Source organism: Mucilaginibacter sp. PAMB04168 (genome assembly GCF_039634365.2).
In the GTDB taxonomy this organism is placed as follows: domain Bacteria; phylum Bacteroidota; class Bacteroidia; order Sphingobacteriales; family Sphingobacteriaceae; genus Mucilaginibacter.
In genome coordinates, this window is sequence record NZ_CP155079.2 from 5321368 (window position 1) to 5340974 (window position 19607).

Consider the following 19607-nt stretch of genomic DNA (forward strand, 5'->3'; position numbering starts at 1 on the left):
GTTATTTGTCTAATATGTTAAGAACCGCACTCGGCTTTTTTTTTGCTTTCTTAATCACGTCATCATTGGCTATGGCTCAGCAAACCGACAGTTTGCGCCGTGCTACCGATAGTTTAGCCCGGGTGGCGGCCCAAAACCAGCAGCGTACAGCCGACAGTTTGCGCCGTGCCGACAGCCTGCGCCGCGATAGTATAAAAATTGATACCAACCTGGTTAACCGTTACCGTGTTGACCCTAGGCGCAATGCCCTGCCCCAACGTTTGCGACCCGTACAAATACTCCCCGAGCTAATACCCGTTACCATGCTCGATTATAAGGTAAGCTACTGGCACAAGGCGGTAATTTTTGGTATAAACTTTAACCAAGCGGGCTTTAGTGATAACTGGACGGGTGGTGGTGTAAACGCCTTTGCACTAGGTGGCAACCTCGATTATAAACTGGAGTATAACAAACAGCCATTCGTATATACCTCGCAGCTTATTTTGCAATACGGCAAAACCAAAAACAAGAACCAGATGAGCCGAAAAAGCAACGACCGTATTTTTTGGGATAACAAGATAGCTACACAACTTTCCAAAAGCTGGTTCTTTTTCGGATCATTAAGTTTTGAATCGCAATTTGATAAGGGCTTTAATTACGATGCCAATAATAAGCGTGCACCCATACTCATTTCACAGTTTATGGCGCCTGGTTATGTAACCGAGTCATTAGGTTTGGAGTATAAGCCAACCAACTATTTTGATTTACGTATAGGTACCGGTACCGCAAGGCAAACGTTTGTATTAACTGATAAGCTAAAATATACATTATCAAGCACAGGAGACTCTGTTGTTTACAATGTAATAAAAGGAAGAAGAGTATATAACGAGCTTGCGTTTCAGGTAGTGGCTTTGTTTGACAAGGAAATTATGCAGAACCTGCGTTTTACCAGCCGTTACCAGCTCTTTATTCCCTATGGCCGCAGCTTCGCTGATATTGATCACCGCCTCGACCTTACTCTGGCTGCCCGGGTAAACCGCTTAATTGCGGTAACCATTACCGGCGTAGCTTTGTATGACCAGGATGCCAACAAAAACTCAGGAAGAGACCCGGGCATTCAGGCTAACGAAAACCTGGCTATAGGCGTTCTGTATCGGTTCCCATAAAGTAATCACTTATTACATAACAGGGTTGCAGCTAACAATGCAAGTTTAACCCTAACTGGTCACTCTGCTTTTTCAAGAACCAAACCCAGCTTGTCAACCGCAGCAAATATATTACTCTTGTCGCACTGATCGTTAGTCATTAGTAAGGCCGGTTTCATTCACACCGGCAGCTCCAGCTCATTATACGCGGGCAGGGTTAAATTAATTTACGGCTAAGGCTTCACTGCACAGGCACCAGCTCGGCCAAGGAGCAAAGCCCGGCGCTTTTTTATTGGCAAGTGAGGCTTGTTGATAGCCTATGTAACCTGTTTTTCCTTAGCGTGTATTCGCAAACGAGTTATTTAATCTTAAATCCAACCTTGAGTAATAGCACTGGCTACCAGTTCGGGCGTTGACGCCAGACCTGTTTTTTTAAGAATATTTTTACGGTGAGTAGATACGGTTGCAGTGCTTATAAACAGCCTCATTCCAATTTCTTTACTGGTGCAACCTTCCGTTAATAAGATGACAATCTGCCTTTCGCGCCGGCTTAATGACTCGAGAAAAGATGCACAAGCTGCTTTTCCGCCAACATCTATATAAGAGGGCTCCCCCTGCATACCAATAAAAGATAACGTGGGGGTACCATCTCTTTTTAAGTAGGTAATGTCTGTATGAACGCAAAGTGTATTTACAAAAATGCCACTTTGGTCAGGGATGATATTAAGCATTTGATGTAAAATCCTGATATATTGCCCATCCGCTCTTTTTATCCTGAAATCATATCTAACCTTGTATTTTACAATCCTTTCCTCCTCCATAGGGTTGAAGAATTTAACTACCTGCTTTTCGAAAAGCATAAAATAAGGAAGATCATCAGGATGTATCAGGCTTAAAAAGAACGGTGCATTAATTTGTTCTATCCTATATCCAAGTATACCTGGCATTTCCGGACTGATAAACTCAAAGTCCATTCTTCGGATATTAAACATATAATGGTAAAAGCTGCCTACACAAAAGAGATGCAACAGGCTTTGGTGTAATTCTATTTCAGCCCCCAGGCCTTTAAGGCGTTCGTCTGATGCTATAGTGGCCCATATTTTTTGAGCTTCCTGATAAATTGCAGGATTGGTGTATTGCATATGCTTGTTTTAAAAAGAAACAATTTTGACGCAAATACAAGTGCCCTATTCTTAGAATACCCATTTGTGGGTATTGATAGCGCATTAACGGCTCAATATTTTTGTGTGATGTGATTAATGCATGAATTTAATAAATTAATTATAAAACCAAAAAATTAACACTAAACCTATCACAATTATGAAGCTTAAAAACTTACTTCTGCTTGTTTTATTAATGGCAAATATGCAGTTATACGCTCAAGAGCGTTCGGTATTTCGCAAAGGTTATTTAAGGCTAGGTCTCAATCAGTTAGGAAGCGATTTAAGCCCAAACCTTACACCCAGAGAAAATATTTTTGATGGCCGCTTTGGCGCCGGAACCGGATACGTATTGGAGCAAGGTCACATATACTATTTTAAGAAAAATGCTACCCTTATTAATTATGGTTTAGACTGGACTATAATTTCATTGAATTACAATAAAATGGATGAATGGGAAAACTATGCCATGGCAGCCGGTGCGCCAAATGCTTATGTGGATGGTACTAAAATAGCAGCAGCGGCATCTACTAAGTTAGGACCCGTTATTTCGTTTAACCCGCTTGAAAAGCTGGTGGTTGATTTACGCTTTCAGATAGCACCTACCGTGCGTTTTTTCGACTTTAATTATTCGGATGGAGATGAGAATACAGGTAACGACCGTTATTTTTCTTTCACCAATAATGCGCAGGATGACTTTGACGGAGAAAGTGTAAAAAACCGTATAGCCTTTGGTGTTGCCACCAACTTTGGTATCACCCTACGCCGCCAAGCTATTGGGCTGTCACTCGATTATGTATCGGGCAAGGTAAACAGCAATTACGAAGCTTATGACAGCAAAGCAGGCAATACCTTCGGTAAACAAAAAATACCAGCGCATAACCTGCAATTAAAACTGAGTTTTACGCTATAGTTATTATGCAAAATGCCGGTAAGCTACCGGTTAGGCTTAACCACTACCGGGGCTGATTGAGGCCGCGGCGCAAAGCCCGGCGCCTTTTTTACCAATAGGTAAGGCTGTTTATTTTTATCAAGCGTCCTGATAACCTTGTAATCGCCGGTGCGGGTTAAGTTGATCATGTCCTGGTGCTGTAGCACTTTGCCGCCTTCGTCTTTAATAGGCAAATTGATTTCTGTTTTATTACCCGTAATTGTTACTGTTTTGGGTACTGGCTGTTGCAGCATGTAACCTATAAAAGGTAGTGCAGAAACTGCTGCTACAGTATAAATTTTAATTGCAAATTGTTGAAAGGCGTTCATATTAATGCTGCTAATAAAGCAATATACTAAAAGATGCAAATAACTAATTATTTAGTTAATATAATTAACTAAATCCACGCTCAATAGATGTTACTAATTTCTTATTTATCGATTGCCGACTTCCTTTAAGGAGGGCTTCGGGCTGTGGTCCTCTCTTTTTTGTTCAAGTTTCCGCACCCACTCTACCTACACTAAACCTCATTTCCTGCAACTTACAATCCGTAACTTACAACAAAAAAACTTACCTTTGTAACCTCAAAATAAAGCACAAAGCAAGCATGTTTGAAAATCTTTCCGATAAGTTAGACAGGGCGTTTAAGGTCCTGAAAGGACAGGGAACCATTACGGAGATCAACGTGGCCGAAACCATGAAGGAAATTAGAAAAGCCTTACTGGACGCCGACGTGAACTATAAAACAGCCAAAGCCTTTACAGATGATGTAAGGCAGAAAGCACTGGGCGAAAACGTATTAACTACCATTTCGCCGGGCCAATTGCTCACCAAGATCATGAATGATGAGCTGACCACCCTAATGGGTGGCACCACGGCCGAACTGAATTTTCCGGCTACACCTACTGTTATCCTCATTGCAGGTTTGAACGGTGCAGGTAAAACCACATTTAGCGGTAAGCTGGCCAACTTTTTAAAAACGCAGAAAAACAAAAAGCCTTTATTGGTTGCTGATGACGTTTACCGCCCAGCGGCTATCACCCAGCTACAGGTTTTGGGTGAGCAGGTAGGCATACCGGTTTACGCCAACCTGGAAAGTAAAGACCCCGTGGCTATAGCCCGCGAAGGTATTGCACAGGCTAAGCAAAACGGCAACAACGTGGTTATTATTGATACCGCCGGCCGTTTAGCTATTGATGAGGCCATGATGCAGGAAATTGAGCAGATTAAAGCTGCCGTTAACCCGCACGAAATACTTTTTGTGGTAGATGCCATGACCGGTCAGGATGCGGTGAACACGGCAAAGGTATTTAACGACCGCCTGGACTTTACCGGCGCCGTATTAACCAAGCTGGATGGTGATACCCGCGGTGGTGCGGCCTTGTCTATTAAATCGGTAGTCAACAAGCCAATCAAGTTCATAGGCACGGGCGAAAAGATGGAAGCGCTTGACGTTTTCCACCCCGACCGTATGGCCTCGCGTATTTTAGGCATGGGCGACGTGGTATCGCTTGTGGAGCGTGCCCAGCAGCAGTTTGACGAAAAAGAAGCTGCCGAACTGCAAAAGAAGATCAGGAAGAACAAGTTCGACTTTAACGACTTTTACAGCCAGATACAACAGATCAAAAAAATGGGTAACATGAAAGATCTGATGGGCATGATACCGGGCGTAGGCAAAATGATGAAGGATGTAGAAATTGGTGATGATGCGTTCAAAAACATCGAAGCCATTATATCATCCATGACCCCGTTTGAGAAATCGAACCCTGATAGCATTAACCAAAGCCGCCGTGCACGTATAGCCAAAGGCTCAGGCACCGATTTGCAGGAAGTAAACCGCCTTATTAAGCAGTTTGAAGATATGCGCAAGATCATGAAACAGGTAAGCAACCCGGCAGCCATGGCCAACATGATGCGTAGGATGCCTAAAATGTAGGTTTCTGTCTCCAAAACCAGGAATAAGATTGTTATATAAAAACGCCATGCTGAATTGATCAGCATGGCGTTTCTTTTGTGCCGTAATCCGGAGCTAAGCCCGTGTTAAAACGCAGACTTAGAAAGCATGTACAGCAAGGAATTTAGTTAGCGTACATCGCCTTTTACCTTGGCGGCAGTGCTACGGCCAGGTAAATAAATTTGTAAACCAAAGCTTAAGTTCAGATTACTTTGGGCGCCTGCGTCGCCAAAACCAGCAACGCCATTGTATTTCAATAAAGTCTCTAACCCAATGTTAGGTGTAATAAAATAGGCAAAGCCCGGTCCAAAACCATAATCCAGGCCATTAGTATGGCCACCGCCATCGCTCACGTTAATACCGCCTACACCTAAATTAGCTTCACCAAAGAACCGGCCATGGCGCAGTACATTTACATCGGCACCAGAGTAGTATCGGCCTAAGCCACCTACACCGTATTTAATGGTGGTGCTGGAATTGTGCGCAGTTTGAAGGCCAAAGTTTACATAGCCACCCAGTGCAATATTATCCTGAATAAACCAAGCCGCCTTTGGCGTGATATCAAAGCTGATTACTTTAGAATCGTCCAGCCCTAAACTCAGGTTGGCAAAGTTACCTCCAACCAAAACATTACCACGTTGAATTTGAGCACGAACCAACGTGACAGATGTAATTAGAACAAGTACTGTTAAAAGAGTAAATTTTTTCATTTAGCTTATTTTTATTTAACCATTAATTAAGTGAGGGACAATTGTACATCTTATTTGTTTTAAACGATAATTATTGAAGGTTTTCTACACCGGTATGGGGGCGATTGGATTTAGTCTTTGGTGTTTAAATACAGGCACAACTTTTGCCGCAATTGAAACCTAACAATCTACAAGAACCATGAAAAGCTTTGAAGAATTAAAACCCATAGCCGAACGCTATCTGCAAGAACTGATTGCCAAGGATAAGAACCAATCTGAAATCGAATTTCCGTTTGATGAAGAAGGCGTAAGGTATGAAGCCAAGTACGTGCTTAATAAAGAAGACGGCCAATGGCAGCCCGAATTTATAAAACCGTTTACTACTAAGGTTCTGTAAACAGCGGTAGCCTTATTACTGCTCGTCGCATAATCTGCGCCGTAGCAAAATACAAAAACAGCTTTGACAACTGCTTTCAGGAGCGTTTCAAAGCTGTTTTTATTTTATAGATGTACTTCTTCGCAGAATCAAAATAGGGTTATCCATCTACGAAAAGCTTACGTGTGGTGCATAACCCAAAACAGCATACATACGCGGCTATAAGGCATCATGGTTGTTCCTCGCTTTGTTTCCCCACCTTTGGGGATGTAATTCAACAGCAACAGGGTTAAGTATACCCACCTCAAATATTGCCCTAAGCAATGTTATTGATGTTTTCTCATTGTTTCTTCTAAATTAACCATTGTTTTCTCAATAAATAACCGTTTTGGTTACCAACCCGCGCAATTACTGTGTAGCGGCATATATGTTGCCTATATTCAAGCATAATTGATTAAAAAAACTATAACCCCTAATTAAGATGACACGTAAATTCACTCAAACTGCTGCGTTACTAGTATCAGCTGCTGCTATGTTCTTCACTAGCTGCAAAAGCTATAATGTTGCTTCACGTTTCAACTCAAAATATATAAGTGCAAATAGCGGTAAGTTAAATGCAACAGTACCCGAGAACTTTGAATTGGGCTATACCATGCTGGCCTTAACCGATCTTGCTCAGAAAGACACTTCCATTATTAACCAAAACACGGCTTATTACCGTGAGTTAATGGCCTGGTTTAACAAATACAAAGATAACAAAGGCGTTAAGCAACTTAATGCCGACCTGAGCCGTAACCCTAAACTGGTAAAAAGCTACTTAGATGGTTTATATGCTTTCCAACTGAACGATGGCCGTTTTGCTTTAAAAAGCAGCTACCGTATAGATTTAAACAAGGTTGATTTTAAGCGCTACGCCATCCTGCTCGAAAAGTTCTACAAAGCAACCAACTTTCACGAGTTTTATGCACAGCATGCCGATTTGTACACTCAAATGGTACAAAAGGCTAATAGCACTTATACTTATGAAGAGGCACAAAAAACCGTAAATGGAGCTGTTAAAGGCTACCAAGTAGTATTATCGCCGTTAACAAAAGTCTATGCAGGTACAATGGAAATTAAAGGACATGCTTACAGCGAGTGCATCATTTTCCCTCGCCTGGCTGTAGAAGGCAGGAGCTATGCCATGAAAGAAGCTATCAAAGGTCCAAAATCAGAATAAATAAAAACAACTTTTAAAAAAAGCCATGCAGATAAAAATTTGCATGGCTTTTTTTGGTAAATAACACCAGATTTGCTTCTCCTAAAAATGGATGTTTTCGGTTCCTAAGCACATAAAAAATCTTTAAAAGCGGCGCATAAAGCAGCAAAAATGTAAATTTGCAATAAAAATGAACTGCACAAATTGTGGCACTCCGTAATAAGAAAACGTCATAATTTACCGTTAACATAGCAATGCCTAAAATTAAAAAAGCGCCATTACTGAAGCCCCAGGCACCTAAGCCCGAGATAAGCGTACTGCTGGCCCGTTATCAGCATGAGCTGATTGAGGCTGGTTGTGATGAGGCTGGCCGGGGTTGCCTTGCAGGGCCGGTATTTGCTGCCGCCGTTATATTACCCCACAATTTTGAGCACAACCTGCTGAACGACTCCAAACAGCTTTGTGAAGCCGACCGCTACCAGCTGCGCACCGAAATTGAGCAACAGGCCGTAGCCTATGCTGTAGCCTCGGTAAGCAATACGGAGATAGATGAGATCAACATCCTGAACGCCTCTTTTTTGGCCATGCACCGCGCTATAGATCAGTTGCACATTAAACCCGAGTTTCTGATTATTGACGGGAACCGTTTTAACAAATATCAAAGCACGCCGCACGAGTGCATTATACAGGGCGATGGCAAATACTTTAGCATTGCGGCAGCCTCTATACTCGCTAAAACCTACCGCGATGACTATATGCAGCAACTGGCACTTGAGCATCCTGAGTATGATTGGCACACCAATAAAGGCTATCCGACCATTAAGCATCGTAATATGGTTATGCAGTATGGATTTACACCGCATCACAGGCGTAGTTTTAATGTCACAAATCCGCAACTAAGTATCTTTTAATTTTGATAAGGCCATAAGGGTTAATATTTTTGTTAGCAACCAATTAGCCTTTGTGAAAATACTTATCATTACCCACCTTGCTCCGTTTCCGCAAAACAGCGGTTATCCTATTGTTGTGGGTAATACCATCAGAGGCCTGGTTAGTTCGGGACACCAGGTTTCGTTGTTCTCTCTTAACCCCCAGAAACAAAAGTTTGGTCACGATACTACCGATGACCTGATTAGCCATATCAACTACTACTGCCACAGCATCGATACCAGCATTTCACTGAAGCACGCAGTTATGAGCTTGTTTAACCGTAAGCTTTATACGATTGACAGGTTTTATAATGCAGAGTTTGAACGCCTGCTGGTGAAAGAGGTTACCGAGGGCAATTACGATATCATTCAGTTTGAAGGATTGTTTGTAACACGCTACCTGCCTGCCTTACGGAAGGTAACCAAGGCGAAGCTTATTTACCGCGCCCACCACATTGAGTATCTGGTTTGGGAGCGGCTGGCCCGGCAAAAAAACGATCCGATTAAAAAGTATTATTTGCGTTTAATTGCCAAGCGCATCAAACAGTTCGAATTAAAGCAATTTGATGAGTTTAACGCCATTGCCGTATTTACTAATCAGGATAAAGAAATGATCAAACAGCACACATCAGCAGCGGTAGCCGTTGAGATCATTCCGGTAGGCTTGAACCTGTCGCGCTATAATCCCGATTATCTTAAAACGGAGTTTCCGAGTCTGTTCTTTTTAGGCGCTATGGATTGGATGCCTAACCGCGAGGGTATAGAGTGGTTTTTGGAAAATTTTTCGAATGAGCTGGTACACGGCGATCTTAATGCCCGCTTTTACGTGGCAGGTAACGACATTCCGGAACGCTTTGATGACTATGAGGTGGTGGGCAAGATTTTTATACACGGCGAAGTTGACGACGCGCTGGAGTTTGTAAATGCCAGAGCCATCATGATCGTCCCGTTGCTATCGGGCGGTGGTATGCGGGTTAAGATTGTAGAGGGCATGGCCATGCAAAAATGTATTATTTCTACATCATTAGGGGCAGAAGGTATTAATTACAAGAACGGAGAGAACATCCTTATTGCCAATACGCCCGAGGAGTTTTACAAAGCTATTAAACGCTGCATAACCGATGAGAATTATTGCAAGCAAATAGGTTTAAACGCACGTAAGCTGGTGGAGGAAGAACACGATACGCACAAAATAAATGAGCGCCTGGTCAATTTTTACCAGCAAACGCTTTTAGCCTGATATTGAGTCTATTTTTCCGTACTTTTGCGGCCAGAATTATCCGCAATGAAGAATACTGCTTTAACCGATATACATATACGCGAAGGTGCTAAAATGGTACCTTTTGCCGGTTACAATATGCCCGTACAATATGCAGGCATTAATGCTGAACATGATACCGTACGCAAAGCCGTAGGCGTGTTTGATGTAAGCCACATGGGTGAATTTATCCTGAAAGGTGATAAAGCGCTTGATTTGATACAGCACGTAACCAGCAACGATGCATCTAAACTATATGATGGTAAAGTGCAATACTCTTGCCTGCCTAACGAGCAAGGTGGTATTGTGGATGATTTGCTGGTTTACCGCATTGACGAAAAAACGTATATGCTGGTCGTCAACGCTTCCAACATTGAAAAAGACTGGAACTGGATAAGCAAATACAACACTTACGGTGTGGAGATGAAAGACATTTCGGACCGCACCTCGTTGCTGGCTATACAGGGTCCAAAAGCTACTGAAGCTTTGCAAAGCCTCACCGAAATTGACCTTGGGTCAATGGAATATTATTCTTTTAAAAAGGGCAAATTTGCCGGCATAGATAATGTGGTAGTATCGGCCACCGGCTATACGGGTGCCGGCGGTTTTGAGATCTATTTTGACAACGAGCATGCTGAGGAAATTTGGGCAGCTGTATTTAAAGCAGGTGAGCCGTTTGGCATAAAGCCAATTGGGCTGGGTGCACGCGATACCCTGCGCCTGGAAATGGGTTTTTGCTTATATGGCAATGATATTGACGATACTACTTCGCCATTAGAGGCCGGCTTGGGCTGGATCACTAAATTTACCAAGCCCTTTACCAATTCAGAAGCTTTACAAGCACAGAAACAGCAAGGTATTACCAAAAAGTTAGTAGGCTTTGAAATGATTGAGCGCGGCATACCTCGTCATGATTATGAAATTGTGGATGCCGAAGGCAATTCACTAGGCCGGGTAACATCAGGTACACAGTCGCCATCTTTGCAAAAAGCCATTGGTATGGGTTATGTTAACATGCCTTTTTCTAAAGAAGGCGGCGAGATCTTTATTAAGATACGCGACAATAAAGTAAAAGCCCAGGTTGTTAAACTGCCGTTTGCACCAAAAGCAGGCGCATAACTTATAGACATTTATTCAGCATTTGTTGTGATTAATGAAATAGAAAACCAGTTGATGGTTACCGGAACTAAAAGCCTGGAAGTTTGCCTTACCCCTGCATTGCTGCCGCTGTACAACGTTGAAAATTACATTGTTGTTATTATCGATATTTTTCGGGCCACATCTTCCATTTGTTACGGCATAGAAAATGGTGCCGAGGCCATTATCCCGGTATCGGAAGTAGAGGAGTGTGCCGCTTACCGCGAAAAGGGCATGGGCTACCTGCTGGCCGCCGAGCGTAACGGTGAAGTGGTTTCCGGATTTGATTTTGGGAACTCCCCTTTTGCTTATACGCCCGAAAAAGTTGCCGGCAAAACGGTTGTTTTAACCACCACCAACGGTACTCATGCATTACACTTGTCTCGTAAGGCAAAAAGAATTGTAATAGGTTCTTTCCTCAACCTGACAGCGCTAAGCAACTGGCTAAAAATACAGCACGAAAGTATTCTACTGGTATGCGCCGGCTGGAAAAATAACTTTAACCTGGAGGATACCCTGTTTGCCGGTGCGGTTATTGAACATCTCAAAGGAGGCAATTACAAACTAGACGACCCCGCCCTGGCCGCAAATGATCTGTACCAATTAGGCAAACACGATATTGGCGAGTACCTGCAAAAAACCTCTCACGGCGAACGCTTAAAGAAACTGGGAATTGAAAAAGATATTGCTTTTTGCCTGCAAGTAGACTTAACTACCGCTATACCCGTGTTAGAAGGCGAGAAGCTGGTAAAGCTGTAAAACATTAACAATTAAATAAAAAAGGTCTGCCAATATACTTGACAGACCTTTTTGTTTGATAACAGCAATCACATGCCTTTGCTTTGCCGACGTTTCCTTAACACGGCTCTAAAAACAAAAAAGAGAAGGATGGATATAATTACTACCGGCCAAATAGTGATGATGCCAAAAAAGATATCTTGCAGTAACTGCCAGCTTTGATTTACTGCCGATTTAAACTTATAACCAAACCCATCACCCTCATTTTTGCCTACAGTGCTTTGGGTAAAAAAGGTGATCTCTAACGAGCTGTAAGCAATTTGTTTGTTGAGATAGTTAAGCTGGCCCTGTGTAGTTTCTATATTGGTTCTAATTTCGGTTAGCTTATTTTCCACTTCCAAAATGTCGGCCATTTTGCCGGCTTTTTGTAGCAAAGCCTTGTATCGATTCTCCAGCAGTTTTTGGTTATTTAGCCGGGTGCTTATATCTATGTATTCGGTGGTGACATCTTTTATGCGGATGCTTTTAGATTCAACACGATCAGCACTTGCCGATACGTCGCTTATAAACCGGTCGAAGTTTTGGGCTGGTATACGTATTTTAAGTATGTACTCCTTGCGTTGCACATCAGCGTTATTATTTTCGCTTTCTTCATCTATATAGCCTCCCAATTTACTTAACGTATCTGTTATTATTTTGCGAGCGGCTTTTAAATTATTAATTTCAAGGCTAATCTCTCCTTCCTTAATAACTTTTTTATCTATAGAAACCGCGTTAGCAACTACTGGTTGAGCATTCGCCGCCGGCGGTGCAAGCATTATCTCTTGAGTTCGATATTGTTCATCAGCTTTTACCATAGGTGGTGGAAATTTTACTGAGTCAACACGTGAGCGATTGCCGTTTTGGCAAGCCGTGATATACAGGCAGGCAAGTATTAAGATATAAAGCTTCATATAATTAAGGTTTAAGTTTCTCATTATTACGGTGCCTGTCGGCATCACGTATGCTTTTTTTCTCCAGGTTCTTGTTCAAGGCCTCGGTCAGATCAATACCGGTTTGATTAGCCAGGCAAATGAGCACAAACAGCACGTCGGCCATTTCATCGGCCAGGTTTACTTCCATATCCGATTTTTTGAATGATTGCTCGCCGTACTGCCGGGCCATAATGCGGGCCACTTCGCCCACTTCTTCCATCAGGATAGCGGTGTTGGTAAGCTCGTTAAAATAGCGTATACCCGTTGTATTAATCCACTTATCAACCAGTTGCTGGGCTTCTTTAATAGTCATGAGAGCTAATATGCAAAAATTAGTAAGCAAAAAAGGACATACTACTTAGCATGCCCTTTTTTTGTCAGGTTAAACCGATGGTTAATGGTCCCATTTAAAACCAGCAGTTGAAAATTCCATTTCTTTTAAACCAGCTTCGTAAAATTCAGCTTGAATAAGTAGCTTTTTTGCAGTCTTTAAGTTTTTAATAAACTTTTTCTCGTTACCAATAAAAATCAGGTCTGAACTCCCGCTTGACGGCTCGCTGCATGGAAATGTCATGGCCTTATTGTCGTCAAACCGCACTTTTACTGTACCGCCGTCTATACCCACAATAAATTGCCCTTTAGAAACGCTTAGCAAAACTTCATTGCTGTTATCTTGTTTTCTGACTAGAATGCTGGCTGTCGACCCGCCATCATACGGAAATTCAAAATCCAGTTGATTGTCTGAATCGATAGAGGCAAAGTACTTCTTCTTCGAAGTCATTTTATCAACCTCATTAGTGTAGTTCCATTTTGTACTGCTACCTTCGGATTTACCCGCCTCTTTTTTGGCTCCGTCAACCTCAGTCGTGTCAGCGCTTTTCGAGTCGGTGGCAGGGCCGCCGCATGCCAAAAGTAAACTACCAAGAATTAATAATGTAAAAATTTGTTTCATAAAGGTTTGTTGAATTTTTTTGGTAAATATAAACTTTTGTTTAGTGTTAGCAAGGTGTCCAAATAAATTTTTACTAATTATTTTAGTTAACGGCAGCGCCTCTAAAAAAATGCGGTGTAACCTTGCTTACTTATCCGTTTTTCTTAGGGCTAATCCCTAAATTTGCGCGCAACAAAAAAGCAAATTGATGAGTTTCAGAACCGAACATGACACCATGGGCGCGGTACAAGTACCGGCCGATAAATACTGGGGTGCGCAAACCGAGCGCTCACGTAACAATTTCAAAATAGGACCAGAGGCCTCTATGCCTAAGGAAATTATTGCGGCTTTTGCTTATTTAAAAAAGGCGGCTGCCTACACCAATACCGATTTGGACGTACTACCGGCCGAAAAGCGCGATCTTATTGCGCAGGTTTGTGACGAGATTTTAGCAGGCGAGTTAGCCAGCGAGTTCCCGTTAGTAATTTGGCAAACCGGTTCGGGTACCCAATCAAACATGAATGTGAATGAGGTGGTAGCCAACCGTGCACACGTGCTGCAAGGCAATCAACTGGGCGAAGGCAAAACCTTTATCCACCCCAATGATGACGTGAACAAATCACAATCATCAAACGATACTTATCCAACCGCTATGCACATTGCGGCTTATAAAATACTGATGGATGTAACCATCCCCGGTGTTGAAAAGCTGCGCGACTCGCTGAAAAGAAAGTCAGAAGCGTTTAAAGACGTTGTAAAAATTGGCCGTACTCACCTGATGGATGCTACGCCGTTAACGTTAGGTCAGGAGTTTTCGGGTTACGTATCACAACTGGACCACGGCTTGCGTGCGCTGCGCAACACTTTGGCTCACCTATCAGAACTGGCCTTGGGCGGCACTGCGGTAGGTACCGGTATTAATACCCCTAAAGGTTATGATGTAAAAGTTGCCGAGTACATTGCACAATTCACCGGCTTACCATTCATCACTGCCGAAAACAAATTTGAGGCACTGGCTGCTCATGATGCAATTGTGGAAAGCCACGGTGCACTGAAACAAATTGCCGTATCGTTAATGAAAATTGCTAATGATATCCGTATGCTGGCATCCGGCCCGCGCTCAGGCATTGGCGAAATCCATATTCCAGATAACGAGCCGGGTTCATCGATCATGCCGGGCAAAGTTAACCCTACCCAAAACGAGGCTGTTACTATGGTAGCGGCCCAGGTTATGGGTAATGATGTGGCTATATCTATAGGCGGCTCTAACGGTCATTACGAATTAAACGTATTTAAGCCGGTTATGGCAGCTAACTTCCTGCAATCGGCCCGTTTAATTGGCGATGCCTGTGTATCATTCACCGACCATTGCTCAGACGGTATTGAGCCAAACTACGAAGGCATTAAAAAGCATTTAGAAAATTCACTGATGCTGGTAACTGCCTTAAACCCCCATATTGGCTACGAAAATGCCGCTAAAATTGCTAAAACAGCCTTAAAAGAAGGCTTGTCATTACGCGAGGCGGCCCTTAAACTTGAACTGTTGACCAACGAACAGTTTGACCAATGGGTACGCCCTGAAGATATGATTGGCAGTTTAAAATAAGAAGCCCCTTCTAAATCCTCCCCTTAAAAAAGGGGAGGACTTTTTTGTTTATGCGCAAACAGCTTTTTATCCTCCGCATTTCATCCTTGAAGCTTATCCTGGCTTTTGGTTCTTGTCTCTTGGCCTTCACTTCTTGCAGTACCAATGCTAATTTACAGGGCCCCGGCCAGGTCTATTTGCAGGGCGAGTGGCGGCAAGACAAGGAACCTCTGGACGCCCAATTGCTAAATTATACTCTATACCGGTTTAAATTTAGCTGTGATTCGTTTTACGTCGTCATGCAAACTTACAGCAAGGTAAATTACGGTGCCGATACCTGTATGAACCGCGGCCAGTGGACAGAATATGCCAAAGGCAATTATGAAGAAAGGAATGATACCCTTCGTTTACGCGGTTTTTTTTGCAACGCTAATTACAGCTTAAAAGATCCGGGCGGCTGTTTTCGTTCGGGCGTGTACGAAGATCAGTTTAAAACCGTTAAGCAGTCAGACTCTGTAATTACTTTAACCAGTACATCAGGCGTTTTAACTTCTAAACTACACTTAATTAAAAGAACTACTTGCGTTCCCAAACCATTGTAATCAATGAAATTTAACTTTCTTAAAAAAATAATTATTGCGGCTGTTATTATTTATGCACCGCTACAAACGATGGCCTGGGGCGATAAAGGTCACCGTATTACGGGACAAATTGCCTCCAGCTATTTAACGCCGAAAGCCCGCGCCGCGGTCAAAGCCATCCTGGGTAACGAATCTATTGCCATGGCCAGCACCTGGGCCGACTTTATTAAATCAGACTCCACTTACAAGTACCTGTCTGCATGGCATTATGTTGATTTTGATAAACCCTATAATTATCCCGAACTGCAAAACTTTTTAAAGCAGGATACCAGTGTAGATGCCTACACTAAGCTGCAGTTTATGATCGGAGAGTTAAGAAAGAAAAACTTACCTCAAGATAAAAAGCTGTTGTACCTGCGCATGGTGATCCATATTGTAGAAGATATACACCAGCCCATGCACACCGCCCACACCGATGATGAAGGTGGTAACAAGTTCAAAGTACAGTGGTTTAATGAGAACAGCAACCTGCACTCCGTTTGGGATAGCAAACTGATAGAGTACCAAAACCTGAGCTATACCGAATATGTGGCTGCCATTAACTTTACCACGCCGGCACAACGCACTGCGTGGCAAAAGGAACCTATCAGCAAATGGTTGTTTGATAGTAAGGAAATAGCTGAAAACGTATATGCCGGAACCAAACGCGATGAAAGACTGGGTTACCAGTATAATTTCAAATATGTTGCTACCCTAAATAAACAACTGGTTAAAGCCGGCGTACACCTGGCCGGTTTACTGAACCAGATTTTTGGATAAAAGCCCTCCTAAATCCTCTCCTCCAGGAGGACATTAAAAGACTTATAAATGTTAGCGCCCGCCTTTCCGGCGGGCAACATCATCTACTTATGAAGATACTTATGGTTTGCCTAGGTAATATTTGCCGCTCGCCACTGGCGGAGGGCATTATGCAGCACCTGGTAAAAGAACAAGGACTAAACTGGACGATAGACTCTGCCGGAACAGGCAACTGGCATGTAGGCGAGGGTCCCGACCATCGTTCGGTACGCACCGCACGGCAGTTTGGTGTTAACATTAGCCAGCAGATATGCCGCCAGTTTAAGGTAAACGATTTTGATACGTTTGACCTGATATTGGTAATGGACAAAAACAACCTGGCCGATGTGCTGGCACAAGCCCGAACCGAGCAGGATGAAACCAAAGTACGACTCTTGCTTAACGACAAAGAAGTACCCGACCCCTATTACGACAACACCCAGTTTGAACCGGTATATCGCCTAATTGAGGGTGGTTGTAAAGACATCATCCGGGAGTATACCCAGGCTTAAATAAGAAAGGCTTTGCAGCTATTGCAAAGCCTTTCTTATTACTTAATTATTGTTATTTAAAGGCTGGGGCTCTGTTAATTTCTCCATACCTGATACTCCACACCTCGTACCGCCTCCACACCTCGCTCCATTTTATTACCTTTGCCGCATGGCTTCTGTTAAACCCTCGGTACCTAAAGGCATGCGCGACTTTTCGCCCGCCGAAATGGTAAAACGCAACTATATATTCGACACTATAAAATCAGTTTTCCGCAAATACGGCTATCAGCAAATTGAAACGCCCACTATGGAGAATTCAGCCACTTTGCTAGGTAAATACGGGGAAGAGGGAGATAAGCTTATTTTTAAAGTACTGAATAGCGGCGATTATTTAGCTAAAACCGATGAACAGGCATTAGCTACACGTAACTCTAATCTGGTAGCTTCTTCTATTTCCGAAAAAGCCTTACGCTATGATTTAACAGTACCCTTTGCCCGTTACGTAGTACAGCACCAAAACGATATTACCTTTCCGTTCAAGCGTTTCCAGGTGCAACCGGTATGGCGTGCCGACAGGCCGCAAAAAGGCCGCTACCGCGAGTTTTACCAGTGCGATGCTGATGTGGTTGGCTCTGATTCATTATTGAATGAGGCGGAGTTTATATTAATATACGACGAAGCACTGAGCAAGCTGGGCTTAACCGATTTTAACATCAAGATCAATAACCGCAAGATACTATCGGGCATAGCCGAAATTATTGGCAAGCCGGAGTTGATTGTGGATATGACCGTGGCTATTGATAAGCTGGATAAAATTGGGTTGGATGGCGTAGTGAACGAACTCCTGACAAAGGGCTTTACTCAAGAAGATATAAATCAGTTGGAGCCGGTAATCCTGTTGCAAGGGAACAATGCCGAAAAGATAGAAAAGCTAAAAACTATTCTGGCATCATCTGCTGTGGGCTTAAAAGGTATTGCCGAACTGGAAACCATATTTACCTACCTGCAGAGCTTTACGCTGCAAAAAGCAACGGTTGAGCTGGATATTACCCTGGCTCGCGGTCTGAATTATTATACCGGGGCTATTTTTGAGGTAAAAACCAATGAGGTGGCTATGGGCAGCATTGGCGGTGGCGGCCGTTATGATGACCTTACCGGAATGTTTGGCCTAAAAGGCTTAACCGGTGCCGGTATATCCTTTGGTGCCGACCGTATTTATGATGTGCTGGAAGAGTTGAAGCTGTTCCCCGAGGCCAGTAATCAAACCACCAAAGTGTTGATCTGCCCGTTTGATGCAGCCGGCGAGGCGTACGGGTTGCCCCTACTGCAAAAGCTGCGCAACAGCAATATCAATGCAGAATTGTACCCTGCAGGCGCAAAAATCAAAAAACAACTGGATTACGCCAATAATAAAAATATCCCTTACGTGGTTGTTATTGGCAGCGACGAAATGCAAAGCGGCTTGCTGACCTTTAAAAACATGCAAAGCGGCGAGCAACAAAAGCTGGGTGCACAGGATATATTGAAGGCGGTGATGTAAATACTATAAAGAGCACCTACTTGTCATTTTTGAGCGTATGCGAAAAATCTTTTCAAAGCAGTTGGCTAATTAACTCGAAAAGATCTCTCACTGTCGTTCGGGATGACAAGGCATTATCATGTTGCTCCTGATAAAGCTTTTAAACTATCCTTATAAATTGGCCATTAGTTCTTTTAAAAACTTATCGGGTACCTCTATATGTGGTATATGTCCGCAGTTGTCAAACTCTATAAGCTTGCAGCCGGGTATCTTTTTAGCCGTGGCAGGTCCTAATAGTTTGTACTGCCCGTGCCGGGCTTTTTCTTCATCACTAAGCAGGGCTTTACCTACTATAGTCTTATCTTCTTTGCCGGTAAATAGTACCGTTGGTACCTTAATCAGCCCAAACTCATAGCATACCGGCTGTTCGTAAATCATTTCGAAGGTAAGTGCGGCAACCTTGGCGTAGCGCGGAAAATCAGCGCTTTTACTTACACCAGCACCAATTTTTACCAGGTAGTCGTACTCCGGCTTCCATTGCGTAAAATATGATGTTTGATAGTATTTCTTAACGCTCTCAAAACTGGTTTTCAGCTCTGTGGCATAGTCCTGCTCTGCCGATTGGTAGGGTACAAAAGTGCGGTAGTCTTCAAGCCCTATCGGGTCTTCAAGCAAAAGCTTATCAACCGTGTTGGGGTACATCAACGTAAAGCGCGTGGCCAGCATACCACCCATAGAATGCCCCATAATAGTTGCTTTTTGTACACCCAGCGTATCCAATAGCTTTTTGTTGAAGGTAGCCAGCTTATGAAAACTGTAGTGAATAAATGGCTTTGACGATTTGCCAAAGCCAATCTGATCGGGTACAACAACCCGATAGCCCTTGGCTGTTAAGGCTTCAATCACGTTGCCCCAATAATAGCCGCCAAAGTTTTTGCCATGAAACAGCATCACCGTTTTACCATTGGCGCTTGTCGGCTTAACATCCATATAAGCCATCCGGATGTCCTGTCCCTCCACCTTAAGCGGCATAAAACTTAAAGGGTAAGGGTATTTCACATTTTCTAAAGTGATAGACAAAGTATCGGGCTGAGCCACTGCTGCAACTGACCCTAACCAGGCTAAAATAAAAAAGGATATTTTACGCATACACATAGATACAGAGGCGTATTTAATTTGTTTCCGTAAACTATGG

21 protein-coding genes are annotated in these 19607 nt (G+C 43.1%); 14 read left to right on the top strand and 7 right to left on the bottom strand.

Annotated features, from left to right (window positions below; all coding sequences use genetic code 11):
* Nucleotides 1-14: 14 nt before the first annotated feature.
* The gene (locus tag ABDD94_RS22420; protein ID WP_345954104.1) at nucleotides 15-1145 is read left to right on the top strand and encodes a DUF3078 domain-containing protein; all 1131 of its coding nucleotides are present in this window, start codon (nucleotides 15-17) and stop codon (nucleotides 1143-1145) included.
* A 347-nt stretch (nucleotides 1146-1492) separates the two neighbouring features.
* Here the strand turns inward: ABDD94_RS22420 and ABDD94_RS22425 are convergent, their stop codons facing one another.
* The gene (locus tag ABDD94_RS22425) at nucleotides 1493-2266 is read right to left on the bottom strand and encodes a LuxR C-terminal-related transcriptional regulator (RefSeq protein ID WP_345954105.1); all 774 of its coding nucleotides are present in this window, start codon (nucleotides 2264-2266) and stop codon (nucleotides 1493-1495) included.
* Between the two features lie 178 nt (nucleotides 2267-2444).
* On the opposite strand from ABDD94_RS22425, the gene ABDD94_RS22430 reads away from it, so the two are divergent.
* Nucleotides 2445-3197 carry a hypothetical protein gene (locus ABDD94_RS22430; RefSeq protein WP_345954106.1) on the top strand — a complete coding sequence of 251 codons (753 nt, stop codon included), beginning with the start codon at nucleotides 2445-2447 and terminating at the stop codon, nucleotides 3195-3197.
* Between the two features lie 23 nt (nucleotides 3198-3220).
* On the opposite strand, the gene ABDD94_RS22435 is transcribed toward ABDD94_RS22430, so the two are convergent.
* The gene (locus ABDD94_RS22435; protein ID WP_345954107.1) at nucleotides 3221-3544 is read right to left on the bottom strand and encodes a hypothetical protein; all 324 of its coding nucleotides are present in this window, start codon (nucleotides 3542-3544) and stop codon (nucleotides 3221-3223) included.
* A 278-nt stretch (nucleotides 3545-3822) separates the two neighbouring features.
* Between ABDD94_RS22435 and ffh the strand changes: the two genes are divergently transcribed.
* Complete coding sequence (gene ffh, locus ABDD94_RS22440; protein ID WP_345949895.1) at nucleotides 3823-5151, top strand: signal recognition particle protein; 1329 nt, start codon at nucleotides 3823-3825, stop codon at nucleotides 5149-5151.
* Nucleotides 5152-5297: 146 nt separating this feature from the next.
* Here the strand turns inward: ffh and ABDD94_RS22445 are convergent, their stop codons facing one another.
* Nucleotides 5298-5879, bottom strand: a complete 582-nt coding sequence (locus tag ABDD94_RS22445) for a hypothetical protein (RefSeq protein WP_345954108.1) — start codon at nucleotides 5877-5879, stop codon at nucleotides 5298-5300.
* Between the two features lie 178 nt (nucleotides 5880-6057).
* On the opposite strand from ABDD94_RS22445, the gene ABDD94_RS22450 reads away from it, so the two are divergent.
* The 6 genes from ABDD94_RS22450 (at nucleotide 6058) to ABDD94_RS22475 (ending at nucleotide 11515) form a co-directional block, all read left to right on the top strand.
* Nucleotides 6058-6255: a hypothetical protein gene (locus tag ABDD94_RS22450; protein WP_345949892.1), complete on the top strand. Its 198-nt coding sequence runs from the start codon at nucleotides 6058-6060 to the stop codon at nucleotides 6253-6255.
* Nucleotides 6256-6715: 460 nt separating this feature from the next.
* Entirely contained in the window at nucleotides 6716-7453 is a 738-nt protein-coding gene (locus ABDD94_RS22455; protein WP_345954109.1) for a DUF4932 domain-containing protein, read from the top strand.
* Nucleotides 7454-7686: 233 nt separating this feature from the next.
* Nucleotides 7687-8343 carry a ribonuclease HII gene (locus tag ABDD94_RS22460; protein ID WP_345954110.1) on the top strand — a complete coding sequence of 219 codons (657 nt, stop codon included), beginning with the start codon at nucleotides 7687-7689 and terminating at the stop codon, nucleotides 8341-8343.
* Nucleotides 8344-8395: 52 nt separating this feature from the next.
* Complete coding sequence (locus ABDD94_RS22465) at nucleotides 8396-9601, top strand: glycosyltransferase family 4 protein (RefSeq protein WP_345954111.1); 1206 nt, start codon at nucleotides 8396-8398, stop codon at nucleotides 9599-9601.
* A gap of 45 nt (nucleotides 9602-9646) precedes the next feature.
* Nucleotides 9647-10738, top strand: coding sequence for a glycine cleavage system aminomethyltransferase GcvT (gene gcvT / locus ABDD94_RS22470; RefSeq protein WP_345954112.1), 1092 nt, complete (start codon nucleotides 9647-9649; stop codon nucleotides 10736-10738).
* A gap of 54 nt (nucleotides 10739-10792) precedes the next feature.
* Complete coding sequence (locus ABDD94_RS22475; protein ID WP_345956005.1) at nucleotides 10793-11515, top strand: 2-phosphosulfolactate phosphatase; 723 nt, start codon at nucleotides 10793-10795, stop codon at nucleotides 11513-11515.
* A gap of 68 nt (nucleotides 11516-11583) precedes the next feature.
* On the opposite strand, the gene ABDD94_RS22480 is transcribed toward ABDD94_RS22475, so the two are convergent.
* The 3 genes from ABDD94_RS22480 to ABDD94_RS22490 all read right to left on the bottom strand — a co-directional run bounded on the left by ABDD94_RS22480 (nucleotide 11584) and on the right by ABDD94_RS22490 (nucleotide 13420).
* Nucleotides 11584-12447: a DUF4349 domain-containing protein gene (locus ABDD94_RS22480; RefSeq protein ID WP_345954113.1), complete on the bottom strand. Its 864-nt coding sequence runs from the start codon at nucleotides 12445-12447 to the stop codon at nucleotides 11584-11586.
* Between the two features lie 4 nt (nucleotides 12448-12451).
* A complete protein-coding gene (locus ABDD94_RS22485; protein ID WP_345954114.1) occupies nucleotides 12452-12781 on the bottom strand; it encodes a nucleotide pyrophosphohydrolase in 330 nt (109 codons plus the stop codon).
* Between the two features lie 81 nt (nucleotides 12782-12862).
* A complete protein-coding gene (locus ABDD94_RS22490) occupies nucleotides 12863-13420 on the bottom strand; it encodes a hypothetical protein (protein WP_345954115.1) in 558 nt (185 codons plus the stop codon).
* Between the two features lie 187 nt (nucleotides 13421-13607).
* Between ABDD94_RS22490 and fumC the strand changes: the two genes are divergently transcribed.
* The 5 genes from fumC (at nucleotide 13608) to hisS (ending at nucleotide 18433) form a co-directional block, all read left to right on the top strand.
* Nucleotides 13608-15005, top strand: a complete 1398-nt coding sequence (gene fumC / locus ABDD94_RS22495; RefSeq protein ID WP_345954116.1) for a class II fumarate hydratase — start codon at nucleotides 13608-13610, stop codon at nucleotides 15003-15005.
* A gap of 50 nt (nucleotides 15006-15055) precedes the next feature.
* A complete protein-coding gene (locus ABDD94_RS22500; RefSeq protein WP_345954117.1) occupies nucleotides 15056-15586 on the top strand; it encodes a fumarate hydratase in 531 nt (176 codons plus the stop codon).
* Nucleotides 15587-15589: 3 nt separating this feature from the next.
* On the top strand, nucleotides 15590-16384 hold the full coding sequence (locus ABDD94_RS22505) for a S1/P1 nuclease (protein ID WP_345954118.1): 795 nt from the start codon (nucleotides 15590-15592) through the stop codon (nucleotides 16382-16384).
* An 89-nt stretch (nucleotides 16385-16473) separates the two neighbouring features.
* Nucleotides 16474-16914, top strand: a complete 441-nt coding sequence (locus ABDD94_RS22510) for a low molecular weight protein-tyrosine-phosphatase (RefSeq protein ID WP_345949881.1) — start codon at nucleotides 16474-16476, stop codon at nucleotides 16912-16914.
* 148 nt (nucleotides 16915-17062) lie between these two features.
* Complete coding sequence (gene hisS / locus ABDD94_RS22515) at nucleotides 17063-18433, top strand: histidine--tRNA ligase (RefSeq protein WP_345954119.1); 1371 nt, start codon at nucleotides 17063-17065, stop codon at nucleotides 18431-18433.
* A gap of 150 nt (nucleotides 18434-18583) precedes the next feature.
* On the opposite strand, the gene ABDD94_RS22520 is transcribed toward hisS, so the two are convergent.
* The gene (locus ABDD94_RS22520; RefSeq protein WP_345954120.1) at nucleotides 18584-19561 is read right to left on the bottom strand and encodes an alpha/beta hydrolase; all 978 of its coding nucleotides are present in this window, start codon (nucleotides 19559-19561) and stop codon (nucleotides 18584-18586) included.
* Nucleotides 19562-19607: the final 46 nt, after the last annotated feature.

Bases quoted from the DNA above. Each gene is read 5' to 3' on its own strand.
- ABDD94_RS22420 (WP_345954104.1), top strand. From the start codon at position 15: ATGTTAAGAACCGCACTCGGCTTTTTTTTTGCTTTCTTAATCACGTCA.
- ABDD94_RS22425 (WP_345954105.1), bottom strand. From the start codon at position 2,266: ATGCAATACACCAATCCTGCAATTTATCAGGAAGCTCAAAAAATATGG.
- ABDD94_RS22430 (WP_345954106.1), top strand. From the start codon at position 2,445: ATGAAGCTTAAAAACTTACTTCTGCTTGTTTTATTAATGGCAAATATG.
- ABDD94_RS22435 (WP_345954107.1), bottom strand. From the start codon at position 3,544: ATGAACGCCTTTCAACAATTTGCAATTAAAATTTATACTGTAGCAGCA.
- ffh (WP_345949895.1), top strand. From the start codon at position 3,823: ATGTTTGAAAATCTTTCCGATAAGTTAGACAGGGCGTTTAAGGTCCTG.
- ABDD94_RS22445 (WP_345954108.1), bottom strand. From the start codon at position 5,879: ATGAAAAAATTTACTCTTTTAACAGTACTTGTTCTAATTACATCTGTC.
- ABDD94_RS22450 (WP_345949892.1), top strand. From the start codon at position 6,058: ATGAAAAGCTTTGAAGAATTAAAACCCATAGCCGAACGCTATCTGCAA.
- ABDD94_RS22455 (WP_345954109.1), top strand. From the start codon at position 6,716: ATGACACGTAAATTCACTCAAACTGCTGCGTTACTAGTATCAGCTGCT.
- ABDD94_RS22460 (WP_345954110.1), top strand. From the start codon at position 7,687: ATGCCTAAAATTAAAAAAGCGCCATTACTGAAGCCCCAGGCACCTAAG.
- gcvT (WP_345954112.1), top strand. From the start codon at position 9,647: ATGAAGAATACTGCTTTAACCGATATACATATACGCGAAGGTGCTAAA.
- ABDD94_RS22475 (WP_345956005.1), top strand. From the start codon at position 10,793: ATGGTTACCGGAACTAAAAGCCTGGAAGTTTGCCTTACCCCTGCATTG.
- ABDD94_RS22480 (WP_345954113.1), bottom strand. From the start codon at position 12,447: ATGAAGCTTTATATCTTAATACTTGCCTGCCTGTATATCACGGCTTGC.
- ABDD94_RS22485 (WP_345954114.1), bottom strand. From the start codon at position 12,781: ATGACTATTAAAGAAGCCCAGCAACTGGTTGATAAGTGGATTAATACA.
- ABDD94_RS22490 (WP_345954115.1), bottom strand. From the start codon at position 13,420: ATGAAACAAATTTTTACATTATTAATTCTTGGTAGTTTACTTTTGGCA.
- fumC (WP_345954116.1), top strand. From the start codon at position 13,608: ATGAGTTTCAGAACCGAACATGACACCATGGGCGCGGTACAAGTACCG.
- ABDD94_RS22500 (WP_345954117.1), top strand. From the start codon at position 15,056: ATGCGCAAACAGCTTTTTATCCTCCGCATTTCATCCTTGAAGCTTATC.
- ABDD94_RS22505 (WP_345954118.1), top strand. From the start codon at position 15,590: ATGAAATTTAACTTTCTTAAAAAAATAATTATTGCGGCTGTTATTATT.
- ABDD94_RS22510 (WP_345949881.1), top strand. From the start codon at position 16,474: ATGAAGATACTTATGGTTTGCCTAGGTAATATTTGCCGCTCGCCACTG.
- hisS (WP_345954119.1), top strand. From the start codon at position 17,063: ATGGCTTCTGTTAAACCCTCGGTACCTAAAGGCATGCGCGACTTTTCG.
- ABDD94_RS22520 (WP_345954120.1), bottom strand. From the start codon at position 19,561: ATGCGTAAAATATCCTTTTTTATTTTAGCCTGGTTAGGGTCAGTTGCA.